At 41.2% G+C, this 22,004-nt stretch carries 12 protein-coding genes; 3 read left to right on the top strand and 9 right to left on the bottom strand.

All coding sequences use genetic code 11. From position 1 onward, the window contains the following. Positions 1-365: 365 nt before the first annotated feature. Together hpaB and hpaC are read left to right on the top strand one after the other, a co-directional pair. Complete coding sequence (gene hpaB / locus PR761_RS07510; protein ID WP_006815717.1) at positions 366-1,928, top strand: 4-hydroxyphenylacetate 3-monooxygenase, oxygenase component; 1,563 nt, start codon at positions 366-368, stop codon at positions 1,926-1,928. A gap of 19 nt (positions 1,929-1,947) precedes the next feature. Continuing rightward, entirely contained in the window at positions 1,948-2,466 is a 519-nt protein-coding gene (gene hpaC / locus PR761_RS07515; protein WP_006815718.1) for a 4-hydroxyphenylacetate 3-monooxygenase, reductase component, read from the top strand. A gap of 122 nt (positions 2,467-2,588) precedes the next feature. Here the strand turns inward: hpaC and fbaA are convergent, their stop codons facing one another. The 9 genes from fbaA to PR761_RS07560 form a co-directional block, all read right to left on the bottom strand. Further along, positions 2,589-3,665 carry a class II fructose-bisphosphate aldolase gene (fbaA, locus tag PR761_RS07520; protein WP_006815719.1) on the bottom strand — a complete coding sequence of 359 codons (1,077 nt, stop codon included), beginning with the start codon at positions 3,663-3,665 and terminating at the stop codon, positions 2,589-2,591. A gap of 60 nt (positions 3,666-3,725) precedes the next feature. Next, complete coding sequence (pgk, locus tag PR761_RS07525) at positions 3,726-4,889, bottom strand: phosphoglycerate kinase (RefSeq protein ID WP_006815720.1); 1,164 nt, start codon at positions 4,887-4,889, stop codon at positions 3,726-3,728. Positions 4,890-4,992: 103 nt separating this feature from the next. Further along, entirely contained in the window at positions 4,993-6,012 is a 1,020-nt protein-coding gene (epd, locus tag PR761_RS07530) for an erythrose-4-phosphate dehydrogenase (protein ID WP_006815721.1), read from the bottom strand. Between the two features lie 337 nt (positions 6,013-6,349). Further along, on the bottom strand, positions 6,350-8,344 hold the full coding sequence (gene tkt / locus PR761_RS07535) for a transketolase (RefSeq protein ID WP_006815722.1): 1,995 nt from the start codon (positions 8,342-8,344) through the stop codon (positions 6,350-6,352). Between the two features lie 415 nt (positions 8,345-8,759). Next, a complete protein-coding gene (locus tag PR761_RS07540) occupies positions 8,760-9,995 on the bottom strand; it encodes an HlyD family efflux transporter periplasmic adaptor subunit (RefSeq protein ID WP_154611250.1) in 1,236 nt (411 codons plus the stop codon). A gap of 1 nt (position 9,996) precedes the next feature. Continuing rightward, a complete protein-coding gene (locus tag PR761_RS07545; RefSeq protein WP_006815724.1) occupies positions 9,997-12,210 on the bottom strand; it encodes a type I secretion system permease/ATPase in 2,214 nt (737 codons plus the stop codon). A 4-nt stretch (positions 12,211-12,214) separates the two neighbouring features. Then, positions 12,215-13,474, bottom strand: a complete 1,260-nt coding sequence (locus PR761_RS07550) for a TolC family protein (protein ID WP_126436408.1) — start codon at positions 13,472-13,474, stop codon at positions 12,215-12,217. An 84-nt stretch (positions 13,475-13,558) separates the two neighbouring features. Then, positions 13,559-18,736: an Ig-like domain-containing protein gene (locus PR761_RS07555; RefSeq protein WP_272519344.1), complete on the bottom strand. Its 5,178-nt coding sequence runs from the start codon at positions 18,734-18,736 to the stop codon at positions 13,559-13,561. A 64-nt stretch (positions 18,737-18,800) separates the two neighbouring features. After that, positions 18,801-19,310: a hypothetical protein gene (locus PR761_RS07560; protein WP_006815727.1), complete on the bottom strand. Its 510-nt coding sequence runs from the start codon at positions 19,308-19,310 to the stop codon at positions 18,801-18,803. A 2,289-nt stretch (positions 19,311-21,599) separates the two neighbouring features. Between PR761_RS07560 and PR761_RS07565 the strand changes: the two genes are divergently transcribed. After that, a partial coding sequence (locus tag PR761_RS07565) for a CoA transferase (RefSeq protein WP_272519345.1) occupies positions 21,600-22,004 on the top strand: 405 nt, incomplete at its 3' end.

The following is a 22,004-nucleotide window of genomic DNA, read 5'->3' on the forward strand; positions in this document are numbered from 1 at the left end:
TAAAGTTACAATTGTACTATTAGCGCTTAACAAAAAGTGAAGATTTTGAGTAAAAAAAACAATAAAAACAGATTTAAATTATTATTATTAATATCGTAATATATTTTAATTAATTGTATTTATTGATAATAAATGAAAATATAAATATATTATTAATATCAAAACATCGTTACGATCACATTTCTTTCACAAAACCAGCCCACCAACGAAAAGTACCAGCGATCCTTTGAAAAATCTCTTTTAAAACCCCACAGAAAACGATTCAATTGATAAACACAAAATAAACATAATATTAACATTATTCAGCTTGCAACTTTTGTACACCTACAGCCCGCAAGCCCTCTTTGTTATAAAACGAGGTAGACATGAAACCCGAAGATTTTCGTTCCGATGCCAAGCGCCCATTTAATAGCCAAGAATATCTAAAAAGTTTGCAAGATGGTCGTGAGATTTATATCTATGGTGAGCGAGTTAAAGATGTCACGACTCACCCCGCTTTTCGTAATTCAGCAGCTTCCATAGGACAGTTATATGATGCGCTCCATGATAAAACGACTCATGACCAACTTTGCTGGGATACAGATACCGGTAACGGTGGATACACACATAAATTCTTCCGTTTCGCAAAAAGTGCCAACGACTTACGCCAACAGCGTGATGCTATCGCAGACTGGTCACGTCAAAGCTACGGATGGATGGGACGCACTCCAGACTATAAGGCGGCATTCGCCAGCTGTTTAGGTGCTAATCCTGAATATTATGGGCAGTTCGCAGATAACGCACGTCACTGGTACAAACGCGTCCAAGAAAGCGGATTGTATTTTAACCATGCTATTGTTAACCCACCTATCGATCGCCATAAGCCAGCTGATGAAGTTAAAGATGTTTATATAAAACTAGAAAAAGAAACTGATGCAGGTATTATCGTCAGCGGCGCAAAAGTGGTCGCGACGAACTCAGCACTGACACACTATAACTTTATCGGTTTTGGTTCTGCACAAGTGATGGGTGATAACCCTGATTTTGCACTGATGTTCGTTGCCCCAATGGATGCTGATGGCGTGAAATTAATTTCTCGCGCATCCTATGAATTAGTTTCAGGTGCAACTGGCTCACCATTTGATTATCCTTTATCTAGCCGTTTTGACGAGAATGATGCCATTCTGGTTATGGACCATGTTTTAATTCCATGGGAAAACGTGTTGATTTATCGTGATTTCGACCGAGCACGTAACTGGGCAGTACAAGGTGGTTTTGCTCGCTTATTCCCATTACAAGCTTGCGTACGTTTAGCGGTTAAACTGGATTTCATCACCGGTCTGTTACAAAAGAGCCTTGAATGTACGGGTGTTATTGATTTCCGTGGTGTTCAAGCGGATCTCGGTGAAGTGGTTGCATGGCGCAATCTGTTCTGGTCACTAACCGATGCAATGTGTTCGGAAGCCAAAGCGTGGGAAGGTGGAGCATACTTACCAGACACACAAGCAATCCAAACTTATCGTGTTATGGCACCAATGGCCTATACCAAAATCAAGAATATCATTGAAAGTAACGTGACCAGCGGTCTGATTTATCTGCCATCAAGCGTTCGTGATATGAATAACCCAGAGATTGATAAATATCTGGCTAAATATGTTCGCGGGTCAAATGGGATGGATCACGTTGAACGTATTAAAATTTTAAAACTAATGTGGGATGCTATCGGCAGTGAATTTGGCGGTCGCCACGAACTGTATGAGATTAACTACGCAGGAAGCCAAGACGAGATTCGTCTGCAATGTCTGCGTCATGCTCAAGGTTCTGGCAATATGAAAGCCATGACAGATATGGTTGATCGCTGCCTATCTGACTACGACCAGCACGGTTGGAAGCGTCCTCACCTGCACAACAACAACGATATTAATCTGTTAGATTCGCTGCTGAAATAATTGGCAGCAGGAGGTCAAAATGTCTTTAGAAAATGAACATCGCCTACGTTTCAGAGATGCGATGGCAAGTCTCGGTGCCGCAGTTAACATCGTCACGACAGATGGTACTGAAGGTCGCTGTGGAATTACGGCGACTGCGGTTTGTTCAGTGACCGATACGCCACCCACTTTGATGGTATGCGTGAACCGCAACAGTGCGATGAATGCGGTTTTTCAAAAGAATGGCCGCCTGTGCGTTAACGTACTCAATCATGATCAAGAAGAACTTGCCTGCCACTTTGCTGGTATGAAAGGTTCAACGATGGATGAGCGTTTTGGTTGGGATGTCTGGGATAAAGGTATTTTAGAACAACCACTGTTAAGAAATGCCCTTGCCAATCTTGAAGGGGAAATTACCCAAGTTCAGGATATTGGTACCCATTCAGTGTATATGGTTGAAATGAAGCAAATTGTCGTTAGTGATGATGGGCACGGTTTAGTCTACTTCAAACGCAAGTTTCATCCAGTGATACATAAAATCCTAGAGCCGACGTCATAATTTAACTGAACGTTGCTGATGAAGCCTCTTGCAAAAGGGGCTTTTTTATAGGGAAAAATATAAAAAATCCCCCAGTAAGTTACCCTACTGGGGGATAAGAGACTAACGGTTAGACTCGTAAATTACAGAACGTCTACACAGTTCAGTTCTTTGAATGCTTGCTCTAAACGAACAACCATGGATTCTTGTGATTTACGCAGCCATACACGTGGGTCATAGTATTTCTTGTTAGGCTTATCAGCGCCTTCTGGGTTACCTAATTGAGCTTGCAGGTAGCCTTCTTTCGCTTTGTAGTATTGTAAAATACCATCCCAAGTTGCCCACTGAGTGTCAGTATCGATGTTCATTTTGATGACACCGTAGCTAACCGCTTCTTTGATTTCAGCAGCGCTTGAACCTGAACCACCGTGGAAAACGAAGTCTAAGCTATTGTGTGGCAGATTGAATTTCTCAGAAACATAGTCTTGAGAATTACGCAGAATTTTTGGCGTTAATTGTACGTTACCTGGTTTATAAACACCGTGTACGTTACCAAAAGAGGCTGCGATAGTGAAACGCGGGCTTACTGCGTGCAGTTTTTCATACGCGTATGCCACATCTTCAGGTTGAGTGTACAGCTCAGAGCTATCCATACCTGTATTATCAACGCCATCTTCTTCACCACCAGTACAACCTAATTCAATTTCCAGCGTCATGTCGATTTTCGCCATGCGCGCTAAATATTTAGAACAGATTGCAATGTTTTCTTCCAATGATTCTTCTGACAGGTCAATCATGTGAGAAGAGAACAGTGGCTTACCTGTTTTAGCGTAGTGTTTTTCACCCGCATCTAACAGACCGTCAATCCATGGCAGTAATTTTTTTGCACAGTGGTCGGTATGCAGGATAACAGGAACACCATAATGTTCTGCCATTTGGTGTACGTGATGAGCGCCGGAGATTGCACCTAAAATCGCAGCTTGTTGTCCTTCCGCTTTCAGGCCTTTACCTGCGATAAATGCAGCTCCACCGTTAGAGAACTGAATAATCACTGGAGCACGTACTTTTGCTGCTGCTTCAAGCACAGCGTTAATTGAGTCAGTACCAACACAGTTCACAGCTGGCAATGCAAAGTTATTTTCTTTGGCAACCGCGAAAACTTTCTGTACATCATCACCAGTAAGCACACCTGGTTTAACAAAATCAAAAATTTTAGACATGTGAAAAGGTCCTGTGGTGAACAGGCAGCGTAGGCTGCCTGTTATGTATGAACAAATTAATTACGCTTTAGCACGTTCTTCTAGCATCACAACAGCTGGGAGCTTTTTACCTTCAACGAATTCAAGGAAAGCACCACCACCGGTAGAAATGTAGGAAATCTTATCAGCGATACCGAATAAATCGATCGCCGCTAGGGTGTCACCACCACCAGCGATTGAGAAAGCGTCACTCTCTGCGATAGCACGAGCAACGATTTCAGTTCCCTTACGGAAGTTAGGGAATTCAAATACGCCCACAGGACCGTTCCAAAGAATGGTTTTTGCATTTTTCAGAATTTCTGCCAGACGTTCTGCAGATTCATCACCTAAGTCAAGAATTTGCTCATCATCTTTGATAGTGTTACTAGCTTTCAAAGTCGCTTCAGCGGTTTCTGAGAACTCAGTGGCAACACGAACGTCTGTTGGTACTGGGATCTGGCAATGAGCCAGTAATTTTTTCGCTTCAGGGATCAGGTCCGCTTCGTACAGTGAACGACCGACATTGTTCCCTTCTGCTGCGATGAAGGTATTTGCGATACCACCACCGACAATCAGCTGGTCAGCAATTTTAGACAGGGAATCCAATACGGTCAGTTTAGTGGACACTTTAGAACCACCAACAATAGCGACCATTGGACGAGCTGGATTGCCTAGAGCTTTACCTAATGCTTCCAGTTCATTGCTTAACAGTGGACCTGCACAAGCAACTGGAGAGAATTTAGCGACGCCGTGAGTTGATGCTTGAGCACGGTGAGCCGTACCGAATGCATCCATAACATAGACATCACACAGAGCAGCATATTGTTTGGACAGTGTTTCGTCGTCTTTCTTTTCGCCTTTATTGAAGCGAACGTTTTCCAGAACCACTAATTCGCCTTCAGCGATATCAACACCGTTTAAGTAGTCTTTAACTAAACGAACCGGGTTGTCTAATTTTTCTGCCAGATAGTCAACAACAGGTTGCAGAGAAAACTCTTCGTTATACTCGCCTTCAGTCGGACGACCAAGGTGGGAAGTAACCATGACTTTAGCACCTTGTTTTAGTGCTAACTCAATTGTTGGTAATGAAGCACGGATACGTGCATCAGAAGTAACTTTACCGTCTTTAACAGGAACGTTTAGGTCCGAACGAATGAAAACGCGTTTACCCGCTAAGTCCAAATCGGTCATCTTAATTACAGACATGGTGAATCCTCTTGTTGATTCTCTATAAAGTTTTCATTAGCGACAGCGCGAGGTACTCAGTAATTTTGTTACCTATTGTGCCCAGCAGTCTGTCAATCGCCAATTAGTTTAAACCTGTTGCTGCCATTGCTAGTGTTGTATCTAGCATCCGGTTAGCAAACCCCCATTCGTTATCACACCAAACAAGGGTTTTGATTAAGTTCTTACCGCTGACTCGAGTTTGAGTTCCATCGATGATGGCACTGTGCGGATCATGGTTAAAATCCATCGAGACTAACGGTAGTTCAGTATAGTCTACTATACCACGAAAATGCCCATGCGCGGCGCTCTGTAATAGCTTGTTGACTTTATCAACACAGACATCTGCATCTACAGTAACGCTTAAATCAATTGCGGTCACGTTAGTGGTTGGAACACGAACAGAAATCGCTTCAAAGCTTCCCTGAAACTTAGGGAAAATTCGGGTAATCCCAGCAGCCAACTTGGTATCTACCGGAATAATTGACTGACTTGCTGCACGAGTTCTTCGTAGGTCTTTATGGTAGGCATCGATAACGGGTTGATCATTCATGGATGCATGAATGGTGGTGACAGTGCCCGACTCAATACCAAATGCATCATCCAATAGCTTAATAATTGGGATAATACAGTTAGTGGTGCAAGATGCGTTGGAGACGATGCTATCTGTTGATTGTAAATCCATATGGTTAACACCATACACAACAGTGGCATCGAGATCGTCAGTTCCTGGATGGGCAAACAGCACTTTTTTTGCGCCCGCCGCCTGATGTTTTAAACCATCGGCACGAGAGCCATAAACTCCAGTGCAGTCTAACACGACATCCACGCCTAACTCTTTCCAAGGTAGCTCGCTGATATCAGATTGATGGAAAAGACGAATATTGTCATCCCCTACCTGTAACAGGTCACCATTGAGGCGAACATCCCATGCAAAGCGCCCATGACTTGAATCATACTTCAGCAAGTGAGCAATACCTTCCGGTTCGGCTAACTCATTGATTGCCACCACGACAATTTCTGCCCGACGACCTGATTCATATAACGCTCTGAGGACACTTCGACCAATTCGACCGAAGCCACTAATTGCTACCCTGATCGCCATTCTACACCTTGTATCTGAGCAAAATCACACGGTTGCTAAGGATAACTGACTACCACCAACTCTACTGCTCATTTTAACTGTCAAACATCAAAAGTGTGCTTCAACCGACACTTTTAAAATTTAATTACATTATTTCAAATGAGACTGAAACGGTTCAGCTAATCTAGGTTTAGATTAAAATATATATTTACAGAACGCAATAGAAAAACCCATACTACTGCACAAAAAAACAACGCCCCAATACCAAACTTGATATTGAGGCGTAAATAACGTTAATCAGCTTTACTTCTATCAGTACCGAAAATTTTCACGGCACCAATAGAGTCAATAAAAATGATTATTTCAGTAGCGCTCTTGCTGCATTAACTGCATTTTCAACAGTGATACCGAATTCTTTGAACAGAAGATCCGCAGGAGCAGACTCACCGAATGAGTGCATACCAATGATGGCACCGTTCAGACCAGTATATTTATACCAGTAGTCAGCAATACCCGCTTCGATAGCAACACGCGCGCTCACACTTGAAGGCAGAACCGCTTCACGGTATGCCGCATCTTGCTTGTCAAATGCATCGGTTGATGGCATAGAAACTACGCGAACTTTACGACCTTCTGCCGTTAATTGGTCAGCAGCTTTCACTGCTAATTCAACTTCAGAACCCGTTGCAATAAAGATCAGCTCAGGTGTACCCACGCAATCTTTCAGGATGTAAGCCCCTTTTTCGATATCTGCTAATTGCTGTGCAGTACGAGGTTGCTGTTCCAGATTTTGACGAGAGAAAATCAGTGCACTTGGGCCATCTTTACGCTCGATCGCGTATTTCCACGCCACCGCAGATTCAACTTGGTCGCAAGGACGCCATGTGCTCATGTTTGGCGTCACACGCAGGCTTGCAAGTTGTTCTACTGGTTGGTGAGTTGGACCATCTTCACCCAGACCGATAGAGTCGTGAGTGTAAACAAAAATGCTACGGATTTTCATCAATGCAGCCATACGAACCGCATTACGCGCGTATTCGACAAACATTAAGAAAGTCGCACCGTAAGGAATAAAACCACCGTGTAATGCGATACCGTTCATGATGGCAGACATACCGAATTCACGTACACCGTAATGGATGTAGTTACCCGCTTTATCTTCATTCAGAGGTTTAGAGCCTGACCACATGGTTAAGTTACTTGGCGCTAAGTCCGCAGAACCACCCATAAATTCAGGTAAAACTTTACCGAACGCTTCTAACGCATTTTGAGACGCTTTACGGCTAGCAATGTTCGCTGGATTTTGTTGCAGATTTTCAATGAATTGCTTCGCTTCTGCTTCAAAGTTCGCAGGTAATTCACCCGCCATACGGCGTTCGAATTCTTTCGCTAATTCAGGATATGCTTTCGCATAAGCGGCAAATTTAACGTCCCAAGCACTTTGTTTCTCTTTACCCGCAGTGCGAGCATCCCAAGCTTGATAGATTTCAGCTGGGATTTCGAATGGACCGTAGTTCCAGCCCAATGCTTCACGGGTTGCTGCGATTTCAGCATCACCTAAAGGTGCGCCGTGAACCGCTTCTGTACCCGCTTTGTTTGGAGAACCAAAGCCGATAACTGTTTTGCACATGATCAGCGTTGGCTTATCTGTTTGTTTGTGCGCTTCGTTAACCGCAGCATTGATTTGGTCAGCATCGTGACCATCAATATCACGAATAACATGCCAGCCGTATGCTTCGAAACGTGCCGCTGTATCATCAGTAAACCAGCCTTCAACTTCACCATCGATAGAGATGCCGTTGTCATCGTAGAATGCGACCAGTTTATTTAATTTTAATGTACCTGCTAATGAACACACTTCATGAGAGATACCTTCCATCATACAGCCATCACCCATAAACACGTATGTGTGGTGATCGACGATATCATGGCTTGGACGGTTGAATTGTGCTGCTAAAGTACGTTCAGCAATGGCAAAGCCCACTGCGTTTGCAATACCTTGGCCTAAAGGACCCGTGGTTGTTTCAACACCTGGAGTATAGCCATATTCTGGGTGACCTGGGGTTTTAGAATGTAATTGACGGAAGTTTTTTAGCTCATCAATCGATAAGTCATAACCCGTCAGATGCAGCAGGCTATAAATCAACATTGAGCCATGACCATTGGACAGTACGAAGCGGTCACGGTTCGCCCAATGTGGGTTTGCTGGGTTATGATTCATATGGTTGCGCCAAAGAACTTCAGCAATATCTGCCATGCCCATTGGTGCGCCAGGATGCCCTGATTTTGCTTTTTGAACCGCATCCATGCTGAGGAAACGGATAGCATTAGCAAGGGTTTTACGAGTCGTCATTAGTATACTCCAAGTAGGATAAGAACGTACTTAAACCAATTTTCACAACGCAATACGGATTATTGCTTTTCATAAGGTAAGTCTCCGCTATTCGATGTTGAGCGAAAGACCCTACGAAACTAGCGCAAATTCATCCATACAGCAATTATTTGAAACAATCATGACAGCAGACTGAGGATTTTTTTAGCTATCGTCAAGCTGAATCCATTCAATTGCGCAAATTTTCCCTGTAACTAATCTGTTTTGCGCAATTATCTAACCTTATTAAACCTGACTTCACCACTTAGGATCAAGGTGATTTATGTTTCTTAATTAATTAGCCGCAACATTAGTGATATTTGGCAAATTTTTTGATGTAAAACCTTGAGCCAAATAAAAAGGCGCTACCATGAGCGCCTTTGTTTGCAAACTGCGATTAACGTTCAGTCATCGCCTGCTTCATTCGAGTGATCGGTTTAATCAAGTAATCAAACACACTTTTTTCACCCGTTTTAATATCCACTGAAGCCACCATTCCGGGAATAATTTCCATCTTGTGGTTATTTTTATCTAACAGATAATTGGTATCCGTTTCCACAATAATTCGGTAGAAAGTTTCATCCGGATTTAACTTCAATTCGCTACGACGAGTATCATTGCTCAACGTATCTGGGCTGATCAGTTTCACTACCCCGTTTAAGCCGCCATAAATCGCATAATCGTAAGCGGTTACTTTCACCACTACCGGCATTCCTGGTCTTAAAAAAGCCACATCTTGAGGACGAATATAGGCTTCAACCATTAACTTATCATCCAGAGGAATGATCTCCAGAATGTCCTGTCCCGTATTCACAACACCGCCTAGTGTGTTGATTTTGATATTTTTGACAATACCATGTACTGGAGCTCGAATTTCAGAACGCGTCACTGGGTCTTCACGCATTAGCATGTTTTCTTCCGCTTGATCCAGCTCCGATTCAACTTTCACTAGCTCCGCATTCGCTTCTGCAAGGTAGCTATTCATGCGCTCATTTATCTGAGTCGATAACTCTACAGACTGTCTTTCCATTCGCAAAATTTCTACGTTTGAAACCAATCCTTCTTTTGCTAACGGCTTAGTAATACTAATTTCTCTATCCAGTAGTGCTTTGCTCTGACGCAATCCTGAAATGGCTTGGTCACGCTGGGTTTTCTTCGCGTTATATGCATTGGTTTCACGCTCAACCAGCTCTTGATCGGCAATTTTAGAAAAATCCGGCGCTTCATTATGAGATTCCCCATGTAAACGCGCTGAAATAGCTTCTAAATTTTGTACTCTAGCTTGGCTTTCTCGTAGTATCGCCATGCTTCTTGCATCATCCAGTTTCAGTAAAATCTGGCCTTTATCGACAATATCCCCTTCTTTAACATACATCTCTTGGATATTGCCCGGATCAATGCTTTGAATGACCTGTTCGCGACTGCTTGGGATAATCGTCCCTTGCCCACGAATGATTTCTTCTAAATTGCTGTTGTAAGCCCAAACAATAAAAATAGTCAGTAATAAAGCGAGAAAAATAATGGGCAGAAACAATAAATTACTACGCTCTTTTTTCATCACTGAAGCGAGATCATGAGAAAAATCGCTTGAGAAGGTTTTCTGCTGTTTAGGTACTTTACCGTTGTCATCCATCTTAAACCTCCTCTTCTTTCTTAATAACATGCCTAACTTGAGAGACCACGCGAACTTGCGGAGCTGACTGAACAACAGGCTTATCCGTCGCAATGGTTTCTCTTGGGATTTCCGTCTGCCCTAATGCTTTTAATACCGTTTGCTTTGGACCATCTAATAAAATTTTACCTTCATCCATAACAATAATACGGTCGACTAGGCTTAAAATTGGGAGCTTATGGGTAACCACGATCAGTGTTTTATCTTGAGTCCACGCTTCCAGCGCTTTCAGTACCACTTTCTCTGTATCAATATCGATACCTGTCGTTGGCTCATCCAGTAAAACAACTTTTGGGTGATGTAAGGTTAGCTGAGCAAGAGCAACCATCTGTTTTTGCCCACCAGACAATCCTAAGCCATCTTCCCCTAATGGCATATCCAACCCCGCCGGATGCTGACGAATAATCTTGTCGAGATGAAAACGTTTTAATGCTTGAATTAAATCGTCATCGCTGGAGTAACCATCGAGACGTGCTAAATCTAAGTTTTCACGCAAGGTACCGAAAAATAAACGTGGCTTTTGAGTTAACAGTGCAACTTTGCTTCTCAGAAAAATCGGATCAATTTGACGAATATCGAGATCATCTAAACTGATATTTCCTTGCTGCTGTTCATACAGTCCGGTTAATAATTTCAACAGGGTACTTTTACCGCCACCGATTTTACCGAGGATCGCCACTTTCTCCCCCGCCTGAATCGTCAAATTAATGTTGTTCAGGGCTGGCTGACTATCTTTATTATATTGATAAGTGACGTTCGCCAATTTCAATGCCCCTTGCACAGCAGTTGGCGCAATATATTTCTTGTGATCTTCACGTTCGATTGGGCGACTAAAAATATTTCTGACACCAGCCAATGCCATGCGCGCAGATTGAAATCGCGTCGCTAAGCCCGCTATCTGCCCCAGTGGTGCTAATGCACGACCGGATAAGATCACACTGGCAATCAATGCCCCCATGGTGATACGTGAGTTCACATCAGCCGCATGGATCAAGTAGGTTCCGACAAACACTAAACCTACCGTATTTAATTGCTGCATTGCAGCACTAAAATTCACCATAAAGTTGGTTAAGTTACGCACTTTAATTGATGAGAATGCGGTTTTTTCCGTTAGCATTTCCCAGCGCTGTTGAGCCCAATTCACTGCGTTATTCAGTTTTAATGTTTCAATGCCTTCAATTGCTTCCACCGCTAAACCTTGGCGTTGTGAAGTTTCTTTCATGGATGCGTTGATGCCTTGAGCTAGTGGTTTTTGGATCAAGATCCCCGCGATCACCACAATCGGAATGATGGTCAATGGAACCAATGCTAGAGCACCACCAATCACACTGATCACACCAATGAATAATAAAATAAAGGGCAAGTCGACCAGAGCCAATAAGCTGGCACTGGTCATAAATTCACGAATAGATTCGAAGTCGCGTAAATTATTTGCATACGATCCGGATGAGGCTGGGCGCTTATCTAAACGGATCCCCATCACCCGATGAAATAGCATTGCACTGATTACGATATCCGCTTTTTTTCCTGCAATATCCAGCAGGTAAGAGCGCAACATTTTGGCTAAAAATTCAAAACAGATCGCCAATACCACGCCGATTGACAGCACCCATAGGGTTTCATAGGCTTGGTTTGGGATCACGCGGTCATAGACGTTCATGACATATAATGAGCTAATCAGCGCTAATACGTTGATGACGAATGAGGCAATAATCACTTGGTAATAGTATTTTTTATATCGCCAAATAATCTTCCAAAAACCACTTTTTTCATATTTATCAATCTCAGAACGAGTTTCTGATTTGATATTACGCTTGATAAACCAGCTATAACCTGAATAGTTTGCGATAAGTTCTTGCAGGCTTAGAGTTTGACGTAAACCCTCTTCCGTTAAAATTTCAAAACGGCGGCCCTGTTGACTCTCTTCAATTTTGCTAATCACCACCGATTCATTGTTATTCAGTAACAGCATAAAAGGGGCGGCAATGGTTGGGATTTTTTGCAGGTCGATTTCGATGATTTGATTATCAAACTGATGGGAATCCAGCACATTAACTAAAGAGGCATAATCGAGAGATTTACTCTCAGTTCGTTTGGTTTGTGATAATAAAATTTCAGGTGAAAGTGTATAACCCAAACGTTTGGTGACTAACGATATATTATTAATAATATTCATAATTTTATTTAGATGCTAATTCTTGGTTCATCCACGCAGACATTTTTGCCTGCACGCTGAGATAATTGAGTGTCGCGTCTCTGAAGTCGTTTTGCAGGATCACCGCGCTGGTTTGTATATTGGCGAGCTCGTTATAAGCGTCTAGCAGGTCGATCAATGTACGACGGTTGATGGTGAACTGTTTTTCATAGTTACTGACCACGACTTTTTGTTCTGCAATATACTCTTTTGCGATACTGCCTTGCTTTTCGCTCTGCGCCATATTAATGGCGGCAGACTGACTCATCTCTTTGATTTCACGAAACGTTTTTTTAATTCGCTCATTCGCCGCTGACAACGCATACTCTTTTTGTGCTTGGCTGTAGTAACTGGCTTGATCAAAAATATTCCAGGAGACGCGTAAAAAAACTTCGCTGTTATCTGGCGTTGCATTCACTTCCAAATTCAATGCGGGTTTTCTCATGGCGCTGGCAACTTTAACATCTGCATCAAGGCTATTAGCATCTGCGACCTGAGCTTTATAACTTGGATTATTTTCTAGGTTATCTTCTTGAAACTTTGCCAGAATCGCACCGCTGGTGGTTTCTCTAAATGGGTCGGCAAACTGATCTACAGTTAACTCTTTTTGAGTCAAAATAGACAATTGGCTTAGCGCTAAATAAAGGTTTCGTTCTGTTTCTGCACGGCTCATTTCAACTTTTAAGGTGCGCGCTTTAACTTGAGTTAATTCACTCATACGACCTGGGTCATGCTGAACGATAGTGGTTAATTGCTTTAAAACCTGATGGTGACGAACCAGGTTTTCATCAATCACATCGAGGGTTTCTTTATGACGTAAAACCAACAAATAGAGTTGGCTAATACGAACGCTGATATCTTCCTGAGAAAGATAATATTGGTTTTCATAGTAACTTTGTTTGGATTGTTCACGGTCGACACCCGCTTCAATCCCGCCCCACGCATAGATATTCATGGTGGCTTTAGTGCCGAGATGGAATCCCGACTCCATAGAGTTACTTTCATATTTATGTTGCTGAGCCAGTGGCTGGGTTCCCATCAAACTCACAACAGGATAGTGCCCTGATTCTGCGGCTTTTACATTGCTTTGTGCTGCTTGATAATTGGCATAAGCCTCTTGGACTTCAGGGGCATTATCTAAGGAATCTTTTAATAAATTTTTTAATTCAACAACATCTGCAATGGCAGTGATCGATAACATTTTAACGACTAAAGCCACTAAAATGCTGTTAATAATTAATTTCATAAAATGGACACAAAGTAAGAGAAACTGGTGTTGACGACATTGAAATAGGGAGGGCTACCTAATTGGTAACCCTCTCTTAAGGTTTTAAATCATAGCGTGTTGGGTTTCTTGTAATGCATCTAATGATGAATTCATGAACCCTGTTGAGTGACTGGATGTTGCATTGACATCGGTGTCTACTCCATGCAGCTCCATGGCACTTTCCGGCGAGAACAGTTTTAGCGCTGTCAGGTCAGTGTCATTTAAGCCAGTATTACCCGACTCTTTGAGCTTGCTGATGTCAACAGTGATGGTTGGCTTAGAGCTCGTGCCATCTTTGTCTGTCAGCGTTAACGTGAATTTTTCTTCCGTCATGCCAGTAGGACGAGTCGCCCCCGGACGATAAGTTAAATGACCGAAGTTTTTGTCACCTAAAGAAATGGATAGCAACCCACCGGCATCAGTTTTAATTGCGACCTCACCCTCACCGAAATCAGCCCATTTACTCTTATCTGTACCATTAGAAGTAATTGTGCCCTTGTTGGCGTCATAGGTGTAAGTCACACCATCAACATCAATGCTAATTGACGACTTACCATCAGCACCAAAGCTTAAGGTTGTTTTACCGTCGCTACCTTCTGCGAAGTTACTTTCAATAGTGTTTTCGTTAGGAACATATTTGCTCAAGATATTGCCTAAAGAGCTCATATCTTTCAGGACGATAACGTCGTTAGCGTCGTTGTTTTCACCTTTTTGACCATCAAAAGCGATTGGCTTAATAAACTCTTCCCCTGTTTTACCATTGGAACTTTTGAGCATATCTTGACCAATACCAATCGCTACTGAACGAATACCCTTTTCCGTTAAGAAGGACTTCCAATTATCTTCACCAATATCCGAGGTAGGACTACCAGGAACATAACCTTCAGGGGATGTTGGATCTATACCTGCACCTGCCCCTTTTTGCTGGGTATAGTCTTGGTTACCAAAGTTCGGGATACCATCAGTAATCACAAATAATGTGTTATCTAACTTCCCATCAATATTTTTAGCATCAATAGGTTCCATGCCACTACTGGATGTTTTTTGGAAAATACTAATCACCTGCTGCAATGCCGCATCATAGTTAGTATCTACACCGATAACACCCCAGTCTGGGCGTAGCGCTTCATAACCACGTAATCCCTCAACAATTTTTCTTGCTTCAGCAATGGTGCACCAATAAGGCTGATCCATCGGATAGCCAACTTCAGCGCCAATCGCTGATGCTTTTTTAGCAAAACCATTGATACTAACGCGAACTTCTCCCGCATCAGCACTATTTAAACGTTCTTCATAACTGTTTAACAGGCTATCAATTGAGTCTAACGCAGCATCATATCGTGTTTTCATTCCTGATGAATTGCTATTTTGAATACCACTGTCATCCTTACCCATACTACTGGATAGATCTAATGAAATTATCAGGTTAGCGTAGAATGTATTCTCCGATGGCGGCTCTACTGATAACCCAACATTCGCAGCTTCTGGCTTATCATCATGGACCACGATTTCAGTTTTTACTTCATCGTTGCCATTTTTCACACCAAATTCAACTTTCAGTGATTCTTTACCTACTGGATGGTCAACCAAACCTTTCAGAGTCACTTCATAGCCGACTTTTGTCTGACCATTTTCAGTAGAGCTATTGGTTGTCAGCGTAATAACTTCATTACCGCCCGCGTCTTTACCAACGAAACCATTGTCGGTACTTTCCCAAGTGATAGGTTTACCACCGGATGTTAACTCCGTTGTTGGTTTCGTAATTTGAATGTCTTGCTCCGCAACTGACTTATCATCAGGGTTGGCGAGAATGACAACACCATCCGCAACGATAGCCGATGAGCCAGCAGTACCATCAGTTCTGAGACCTTTTTCAAAGACTTCTGTTGGAGTTGTCTGCGTTGGTGCGATATCAATCGTCACAGTTGCTATGTTTGAAACCTTACCGTCATTATCTTTCACGGTATAAGTAATCGTGTCTTGCCCTATTGCACCTGGTTTTGGCGTGTAAATCAGTTTGCCATCTGCATCAAATGTCGCGGTACCTTTGCTACCATTTTTTTCGATATGCAGGGTTGATTTATCCAGCTCCCCATCTGGGTCTTTGTCATTGTTCAACACATCAATAACTGTTGGAACACCTTGCTTAGTTTGACCATGATCATCACCAGCAACCGGTGGTTCATTGATTGCGATGGTCACCGTCGCCGTGTTGGAGATATTGCCCTGCTTGTCTTTCACCGTATAAGTGATGGTGTCCGTACCCTTGGCATCCGCATTCGGGGTGTACACCAGTTTACCGTTCACAATACTCACAGTACCTTGCGCTGGTTTATCGACGATACTCAGAGTGGTTGGGTCAATTTCATCGTCCAAATCCGGTTCAAAGTCATTGCCTAACACGTCGATGGTGGTTGGTACCGACTTGTTTGCCCGTGCATTATCCGCTTCAGCTACCGGCGGTTCGTTGATCACGACGGTCACCGTCGCTTTGTTCGAAACGTTGCCGTTTTTGTCTTTCACCAAATATGTGATGGTATCTTGGCCTGTTGCCTCTGGGTTCGCGGTGTACACCAGCTTACCATCAACCACTTTTACGCTGCCTTTGGTTGGCTCACCCACCACTTCTAATGTCGTTGGGTCAATATCGCCGTCGAGATCGGTATCATTGACTAAAACATCTAATTCAACTGGCGTTGCTTTGTTGGCTTTGGCAGTATCATCAGTGGCCACTGGAGGTGCATCGATTTCAATGGTTACGATGGCTTCGTTCGACACATTGCCGGCGCTGTCTTTAATGGTGTATTTGATCGTATCAGTGCCATGCTCACCCTTATTTGGGGTGTAGGTCAGCTTGCCATTTTCACCAATAGTCACGGTGCCTTTGGTGCCTGGATTGGTGATCACCACGCTGTTTTTATCTAAATCACCATCGAGGTCAGTGTCGTTTACCGTGATATCAATATCAACCGGCGTATTGTGGCGAGTTTCTGCTTCATCTTTATTCGCTACTGGCGGTTCAGTGATATCAATGGTCACCGTCGCTTTGTTCGAAACGTTGCCGTTTTTGTCTTTCACCAAATATGTGATGGTATCTTGGCCTGTTTCATCTGTGTTCGCGGTGTACACCAGCTTGCCATCAACCACTTTTACAGTGCCTTTGGTTGGCTCACCCACTACTTCTAATGTCGTTGGGTCAATATCGCCGTCGAGATCGGTATCATTGACTAAAACATCTAATTCAACTGGCGTTGCTTTGTTGGCTTTGGCTAAGTCGTCGTTTGCTACCGGCGGTGCATCAATCACCACCGTCACGGTCGCAGTGTTTGACACGTTGCCGTTTTTATCTTTGATTTGATACGTGATGGTATCCGTGCCGTGCTCACCTTTATTTGGGGTATACGTCAACTTGCCATCTTCACCGATGGTCACTGTGCCTTTACTTCCCGGCTGGGTGATCAGCACACTGTTTTTATCCAGATCGCCGTCTGTGTCGGTATCGTTCACCGTAATATCAATTTCTACTGGGGTATTGTGGCGTGTATCCGTTTTATCATTCGTCGCTACTGGCGCGGCATCGATTTTAACCGTGATCGTCGCTTCGTTAGAGATGTTGCCCGCTTTATCTTTGATTTGATACGTGATGGTATCAGTGCCGTGCTCACCCGGATTTGGGGTGTAAGTCAGCTTGCCATTTTCACCAATAGTCACTGTGCCTTTGGTGCCCGGATGGGTGATCACTACGCTGCTTTTATCTAAATCACCATCACGATCGGTGTCGTTGGCTGTGATATCGATTTCAACCGGCGTATTGTGACGAGTTTCCGCTTCATCTTTATTCGCTACTGGCGGTTCAGTGATATCAATGGTCACCGTCGCTTTGTTGGACACGTTGCCATTTTTATCTTTAACCAAATACGTAATGGTATCTTGGCCTGTTGCTTCTGGGTTCGCGGTGTACACCAGCTTGCCATCAACCACTTTTACAGTGCCTTTGGTTGGCTCACCCACCACTTCTAATGTCGTTGGGTCAATATCGCCATCGAGATCGGTATCATTGACTAAAACATCTAATTCAACTGGCGTTGCTTTGTTGGCTTTGGCTGAGTCGTCGTTTGCCACTGGCGGAGCATCGATGTTGATAGTGATAGTCGCATCTTCAGAGACGTTTCCATTTTTATCTGTCACGGTATAAGTGATGGTGTCTGTACCCACTTCACCTTTATTCGGCTGGTACACTAACTTGCCATTAACAAACCTCGCAAAACCTTTGCCACCATTGGTTCTAATCTCTAAAGAGCTATGGTCAACATCGCCGTCTTTATCGGAGTAGTTGTTTTCCATATCAATGGTGACAGGCTTAGATTCTTTGGTTGCTGCAGTATCATCTTTTGCTTCTGGCGCCGCATCAATGTTGATAGTAATCGTTGCTACGTTAGATTCGTGACCCGCTTTATCTTTTACTACGTAAGTAACGGTATCAACACCGTATTCGCCTTTATTAGGCGTATAAATGATCTTCCCATCTTTACCGATAGCCACAGTTCCTTTAGAACCCTCTTTGACAATACGGATAGAATTCGGGTTTAAGTCGCCATCAACATCACTGTCATTAGCCGTAACATGGATAGCTACTGGGGTATTATGTTTTGCATGTGCGGAATCATCACCAGCAATAGGCGCATGGTCAACAACTTTGGAATGACCACCGCCTCCGCCTCCGCCGCTAATAGCGACAGCAGGAATACCAATAAGAGGAACCAGTGCTGCCAGCCACCATGGATTAAATGCCCAAATTGGAGGTAATGCATCACCGCCGATCGCTTGCCCAGCCGCTTGGCCATCCGCTAACTGGCTAATTGCATCTGCTTTTACAGCACTTTCAGGAACATAAGGGAAATATTGACCATTTTCATACTGGCCAATAATGAGGTTAGAACTTCCATCTTGATAACCAATAGCACCGTTATCTGCGAAGTAGTTTTCAATAATTAAGTCTGGATTCTCTACATCACCGCCTTCAAAAGCGATAACGAGGTTTTTATCAACACGTTTGACTGCAATGTTTTCTGGTGCAAACTGAGTTTCTTCATCAACTAATAAATAGTTTACATCTTTTTGTGCATTAATATGCAATGGCTGCTTTAATTTACCCGCACCGTTTTCCCCACCGGTAACAGAATATTGCTCAATAGTTTCTTTACTATTATTAACTTTAATTGATATTTTTTTAGTAGACATAGTTATCCATTGCCTCATATAAGACAATTATTTATTGAATTAAATTTAGTTTAAGGGTGTTTTTTTATTGGCACTCTGTGGACACATTTACACGAGGAAGCGTGTGAACCTGCGTACTTACTTTCCCTTTAAAATCATTAACTTCTTTTTCTGTCATTAGCTTTAGCGATACCTTACCATCGGTTTCAGTCACTAAGTATGAGTAAGATTTTCCAGCTTCGAGTATGTTATTATCTTCTTCATTTAATTTCGTATTATAACGTTCTGTAACATCAGTTTTATGTGCAGTTAAATTGTTATTTCCTGAGCACACTTTAATTTGTTTAGATGCATTGGGTTCTAAAGAAGTTAGGTACTGTTTATTCACAAATATATTAATTGTTTTACCTTCAACTTGATTATCTACTCTATAGAAAGAGATTTGAGACTTATTATTATCTATCTCATTACTCTCTTTAAGAATGTTCTTATTCTTCCAAGATTCGTTATTATAACCATGCAGCCCTGTATTACGCATACAGCCAGTCAATGCTGCAATGCATAATAGCATTACAACGCCATATATCTTTTTCATAATATTCCTATCAATGCTAATGGTGTTTAAATTATGTAGATTACACTTCCCCAACTATGTATTTCGGGGAATAATATTGAAATAAAAACGAATAAAACTAAAGCCGAATTTCAATGAAAATTCAGCGTAAAAATAGAAAGTTTATTATTATTTTATGCCTTAATTCTATCCACTCAGTGTAGATAAAAATTATTTATTACATGGTGAAAACTTCATCATTATATCTTTCAAACTTGATATGCGTCAATTTTACGCCTCTAAAAATACCAATGGCTAGAATTGCTATCAATTTTAGTCGTTATTCTATCAATTAAAATTCAACCGATTGTTTTTAAAGAAAAAATAAACATGTTAAGAAAATGAATATTTTTCTAACCCATATGGTGTATATGTATAAAAACCATAAAAAAACATAAAATAAACATAAAATACTATAAATATATATATTGTTAGATTATTAATCCATCGGAAATCCTTACTCACTTTATGGATAACAACTATTGTTAATAATAAGTAACAATTGAATTGATGTATCTAAATCCGATTTTATAATTAATTACCTCAATATACTCGCGGTACGAGTATATATTTAGCTTTAAATATTTAAATAGATCTTTTTATTGATTTGATGTTTTTAATATTTAACTCTGCTCATAATTGAACCTATATTTCATCAGTTATCTTATTGGATATAACCTAAATCTAATTATTGATGTTATTTTAAGAATTATCTTTATTATAATAACATTTACCTAGGAATTATTCCTAATCAATCCTAGATGACTTATTCCTATTTTAAGAACTATGCTGCCATACTTCAAATAAGGACTACTTATTTTGTAACTACATCACACCTTTTATAGCTAATTTTTTCTCTGTGAGCGAAGCACCTTCTTAAAATTTAAAAATCACGATATATTTTTCACAGAACTACATTTCTCCATATGACGGTTCCCAATCGCAACACATTTAGGACAACCGTTTTCAATATCCCCAGAGCTTTTTCATGTAAGCTCGCAGAAGGAGCTGTCTGCATAACAAATAATTGGAGCCGATAGTGCAAGAAACTATGCTTTCTCTCCAACTAATCTGAGTGATTTCATAGTGACAATATCAGCCACCGTTCTCTCTATGCTATGTAGCATTGTTTAACATCCCTAAACGCTTGTACGACTATCAATGCTCTTTAAACCATAAACATGCTACAAGCATCTCTGATGGCTGGTATCGCTATCAATTACATCAATAAGAAAGTGATGGGTATATTTTCAGTTTATAAAAACATCCTCAATCATTCGATTACCACTAAAGCCTCGATTATTTAATGAAAGTCTTGCAGCACGACACCGAGATCCATTTACATCGATTTAATTAATATTGAACACTGCACTCCAAAGATGAATACGATCAATTTGACTGATTTTTTAATTATAGAAAATTCCCCATAGCTCCCAAATTATTAATTTACTTAAAGCTTTATAGAGACACTTTCTGACTTGTTTATTTTCATTTTATGGATAATTAGACGTTATTAACTCCAACCATCAGTCTTTATACGAATGGTCCTTATTCGAAAAATTACAGTTTTAAAATATAAATTTTAATTTAGATTGAGTACTAACTTGTTTCAAATTCAACCCAGAACCTAAGAAAAATAACTTTTTTTTCATTTTGATTACAATGACGTTTATAACCAAAAATAAAAAATAAAATAATTCAATTACAGATAATCATTTAAAGACAATCAGTTATGGATGAAATTTAAATGAAAATGGTTTCATTCAAACACACAACCTAACATTTACTTACAAATAAGCCAGAGAAAAGCAAAAAAAATATAATTAATTTGATACAGGTTAATTATTATCAATTATCCCTTGAGTTAAACAAAAAATGGTCTTAATCTAAAAATACAAAACGGAATATTGCCATATGGCCAGATATATAACTTCAGCTGTAGTTAAAACCTATATAGTATTGAATTCTCAACTGAAAACATATTGAATATAAATAAAGAAATTCCACAAAATTTATATCACTTTAAACATATAGTGCTTATTCTCCTGTAACTTTAAGGATTACAAGCTAAATTGCGAAATTTAAAGGAGACAAATTGCATCTATTAAAATACAAGATGTGTGGGTATTTATTAGAGTATTCATTAAGTACTAACTACGTCTTACATATCATTAAATGATTACATTTCGTATAAAAGCAACCCGTGATTACACGGTACTTAATATACGTTAAACATAATACGAATCTAAAATAGAAATGATGAGGTAACCTATGGATCTTCCTTTACAAGGTATTAAAGTTCTTGATTTCACAGGCGTTCAATCTGGACCATCCTGTACTCAAATGCTGGCATGGTTTGGCGCTGATGTAATTAAAATCGAACGCCCAGGTGTTGGCGATGTCACTCGAAATCAATTAAGAGATATTCCTGATGTTGATGCTCTTTATTTCACCATGCTGAATAGCAATAAACGCTCCGTTGAACTCAATACCAAAACGCCTGAAGGTAAAGAAGTTATGGAACGTCTTATTAAACAAGCCGATATCTTAGTCGAAAACTTTCATCCCGGCGCCATCGACCATATGGGCTTTACTTGGGAACACATCCAAGAATTAAATCCTCGCCTCATTTTTGGCTCCATTAAAGGATTTAATGAAAATTCACCTTACGCCGAC

This window comes from Providencia sp. PROV210, from assembly GCF_028479445.1.
GTDB lineage: Bacteria > Pseudomonadota > Gammaproteobacteria > Enterobacterales > Enterobacteriaceae > Providencia > Providencia rustigianii.

Excerpts from the sequence above, each read along its gene's own strand:
- hpaB (WP_006815717.1), top strand. The coding sequence starts at position 366 with ATGAAACCCGAAGATTTTCGTTCCGATGCCAAGCGCCCATTTAATAGC.
- hpaC (WP_006815718.1), top strand. The coding sequence starts at position 1,948 with ATGTCTTTAGAAAATGAACATCGCCTACGTTTCAGAGATGCGATGGCA.
- fbaA (WP_006815719.1), bottom strand. The coding sequence starts at position 3,665 with ATGTCTAAAATTTTTGATTTTGTTAAACCAGGTGTGCTTACTGGTGAT.
- pgk (WP_006815720.1), bottom strand. The coding sequence starts at position 4,889 with ATGTCTGTAATTAAGATGACCGATTTGGACTTAGCGGGTAAACGCGTT.
- epd (WP_006815721.1), bottom strand. The coding sequence starts at position 6,012 with ATGGCGATCAGGGTAGCAATTAGTGGCTTCGGTCGAATTGGTCGAAGT.
- tkt (WP_006815722.1), bottom strand. The coding sequence starts at position 8,344 with ATGACGACTCGTAAAACCCTTGCTAATGCTATCCGTTTCCTCAGCATG.
- PR761_RS07540 (WP_154611250.1), bottom strand. The coding sequence starts at position 9,995 with ATGGATGACAACGGTAAAGTACCTAAACAGCAGAAAACCTTCTCAAGC.
- PR761_RS07545 (WP_006815724.1), bottom strand. The coding sequence starts at position 12,210 with ATGAATATTATTAATAATATATCGTTAGTCACCAAACGTTTGGGTTAT.
- PR761_RS07550 (WP_126436408.1), bottom strand. The coding sequence starts at position 13,474 with ATGAAATTAATTATTAACAGCATTTTAGTGGCTTTAGTCGTTAAAATG.
- PR761_RS07555 (WP_272519344.1), bottom strand. The coding sequence starts at position 18,736 with ATGTCTACTAAAAAAATATCAATTAAAGTTAATAATAGTAAAGAAACT.
- PR761_RS07560 (WP_006815727.1), bottom strand. The coding sequence starts at position 19,310 with ATGAAAAAGATATATGGCGTTGTAATGCTATTATGCATTGCAGCATTG.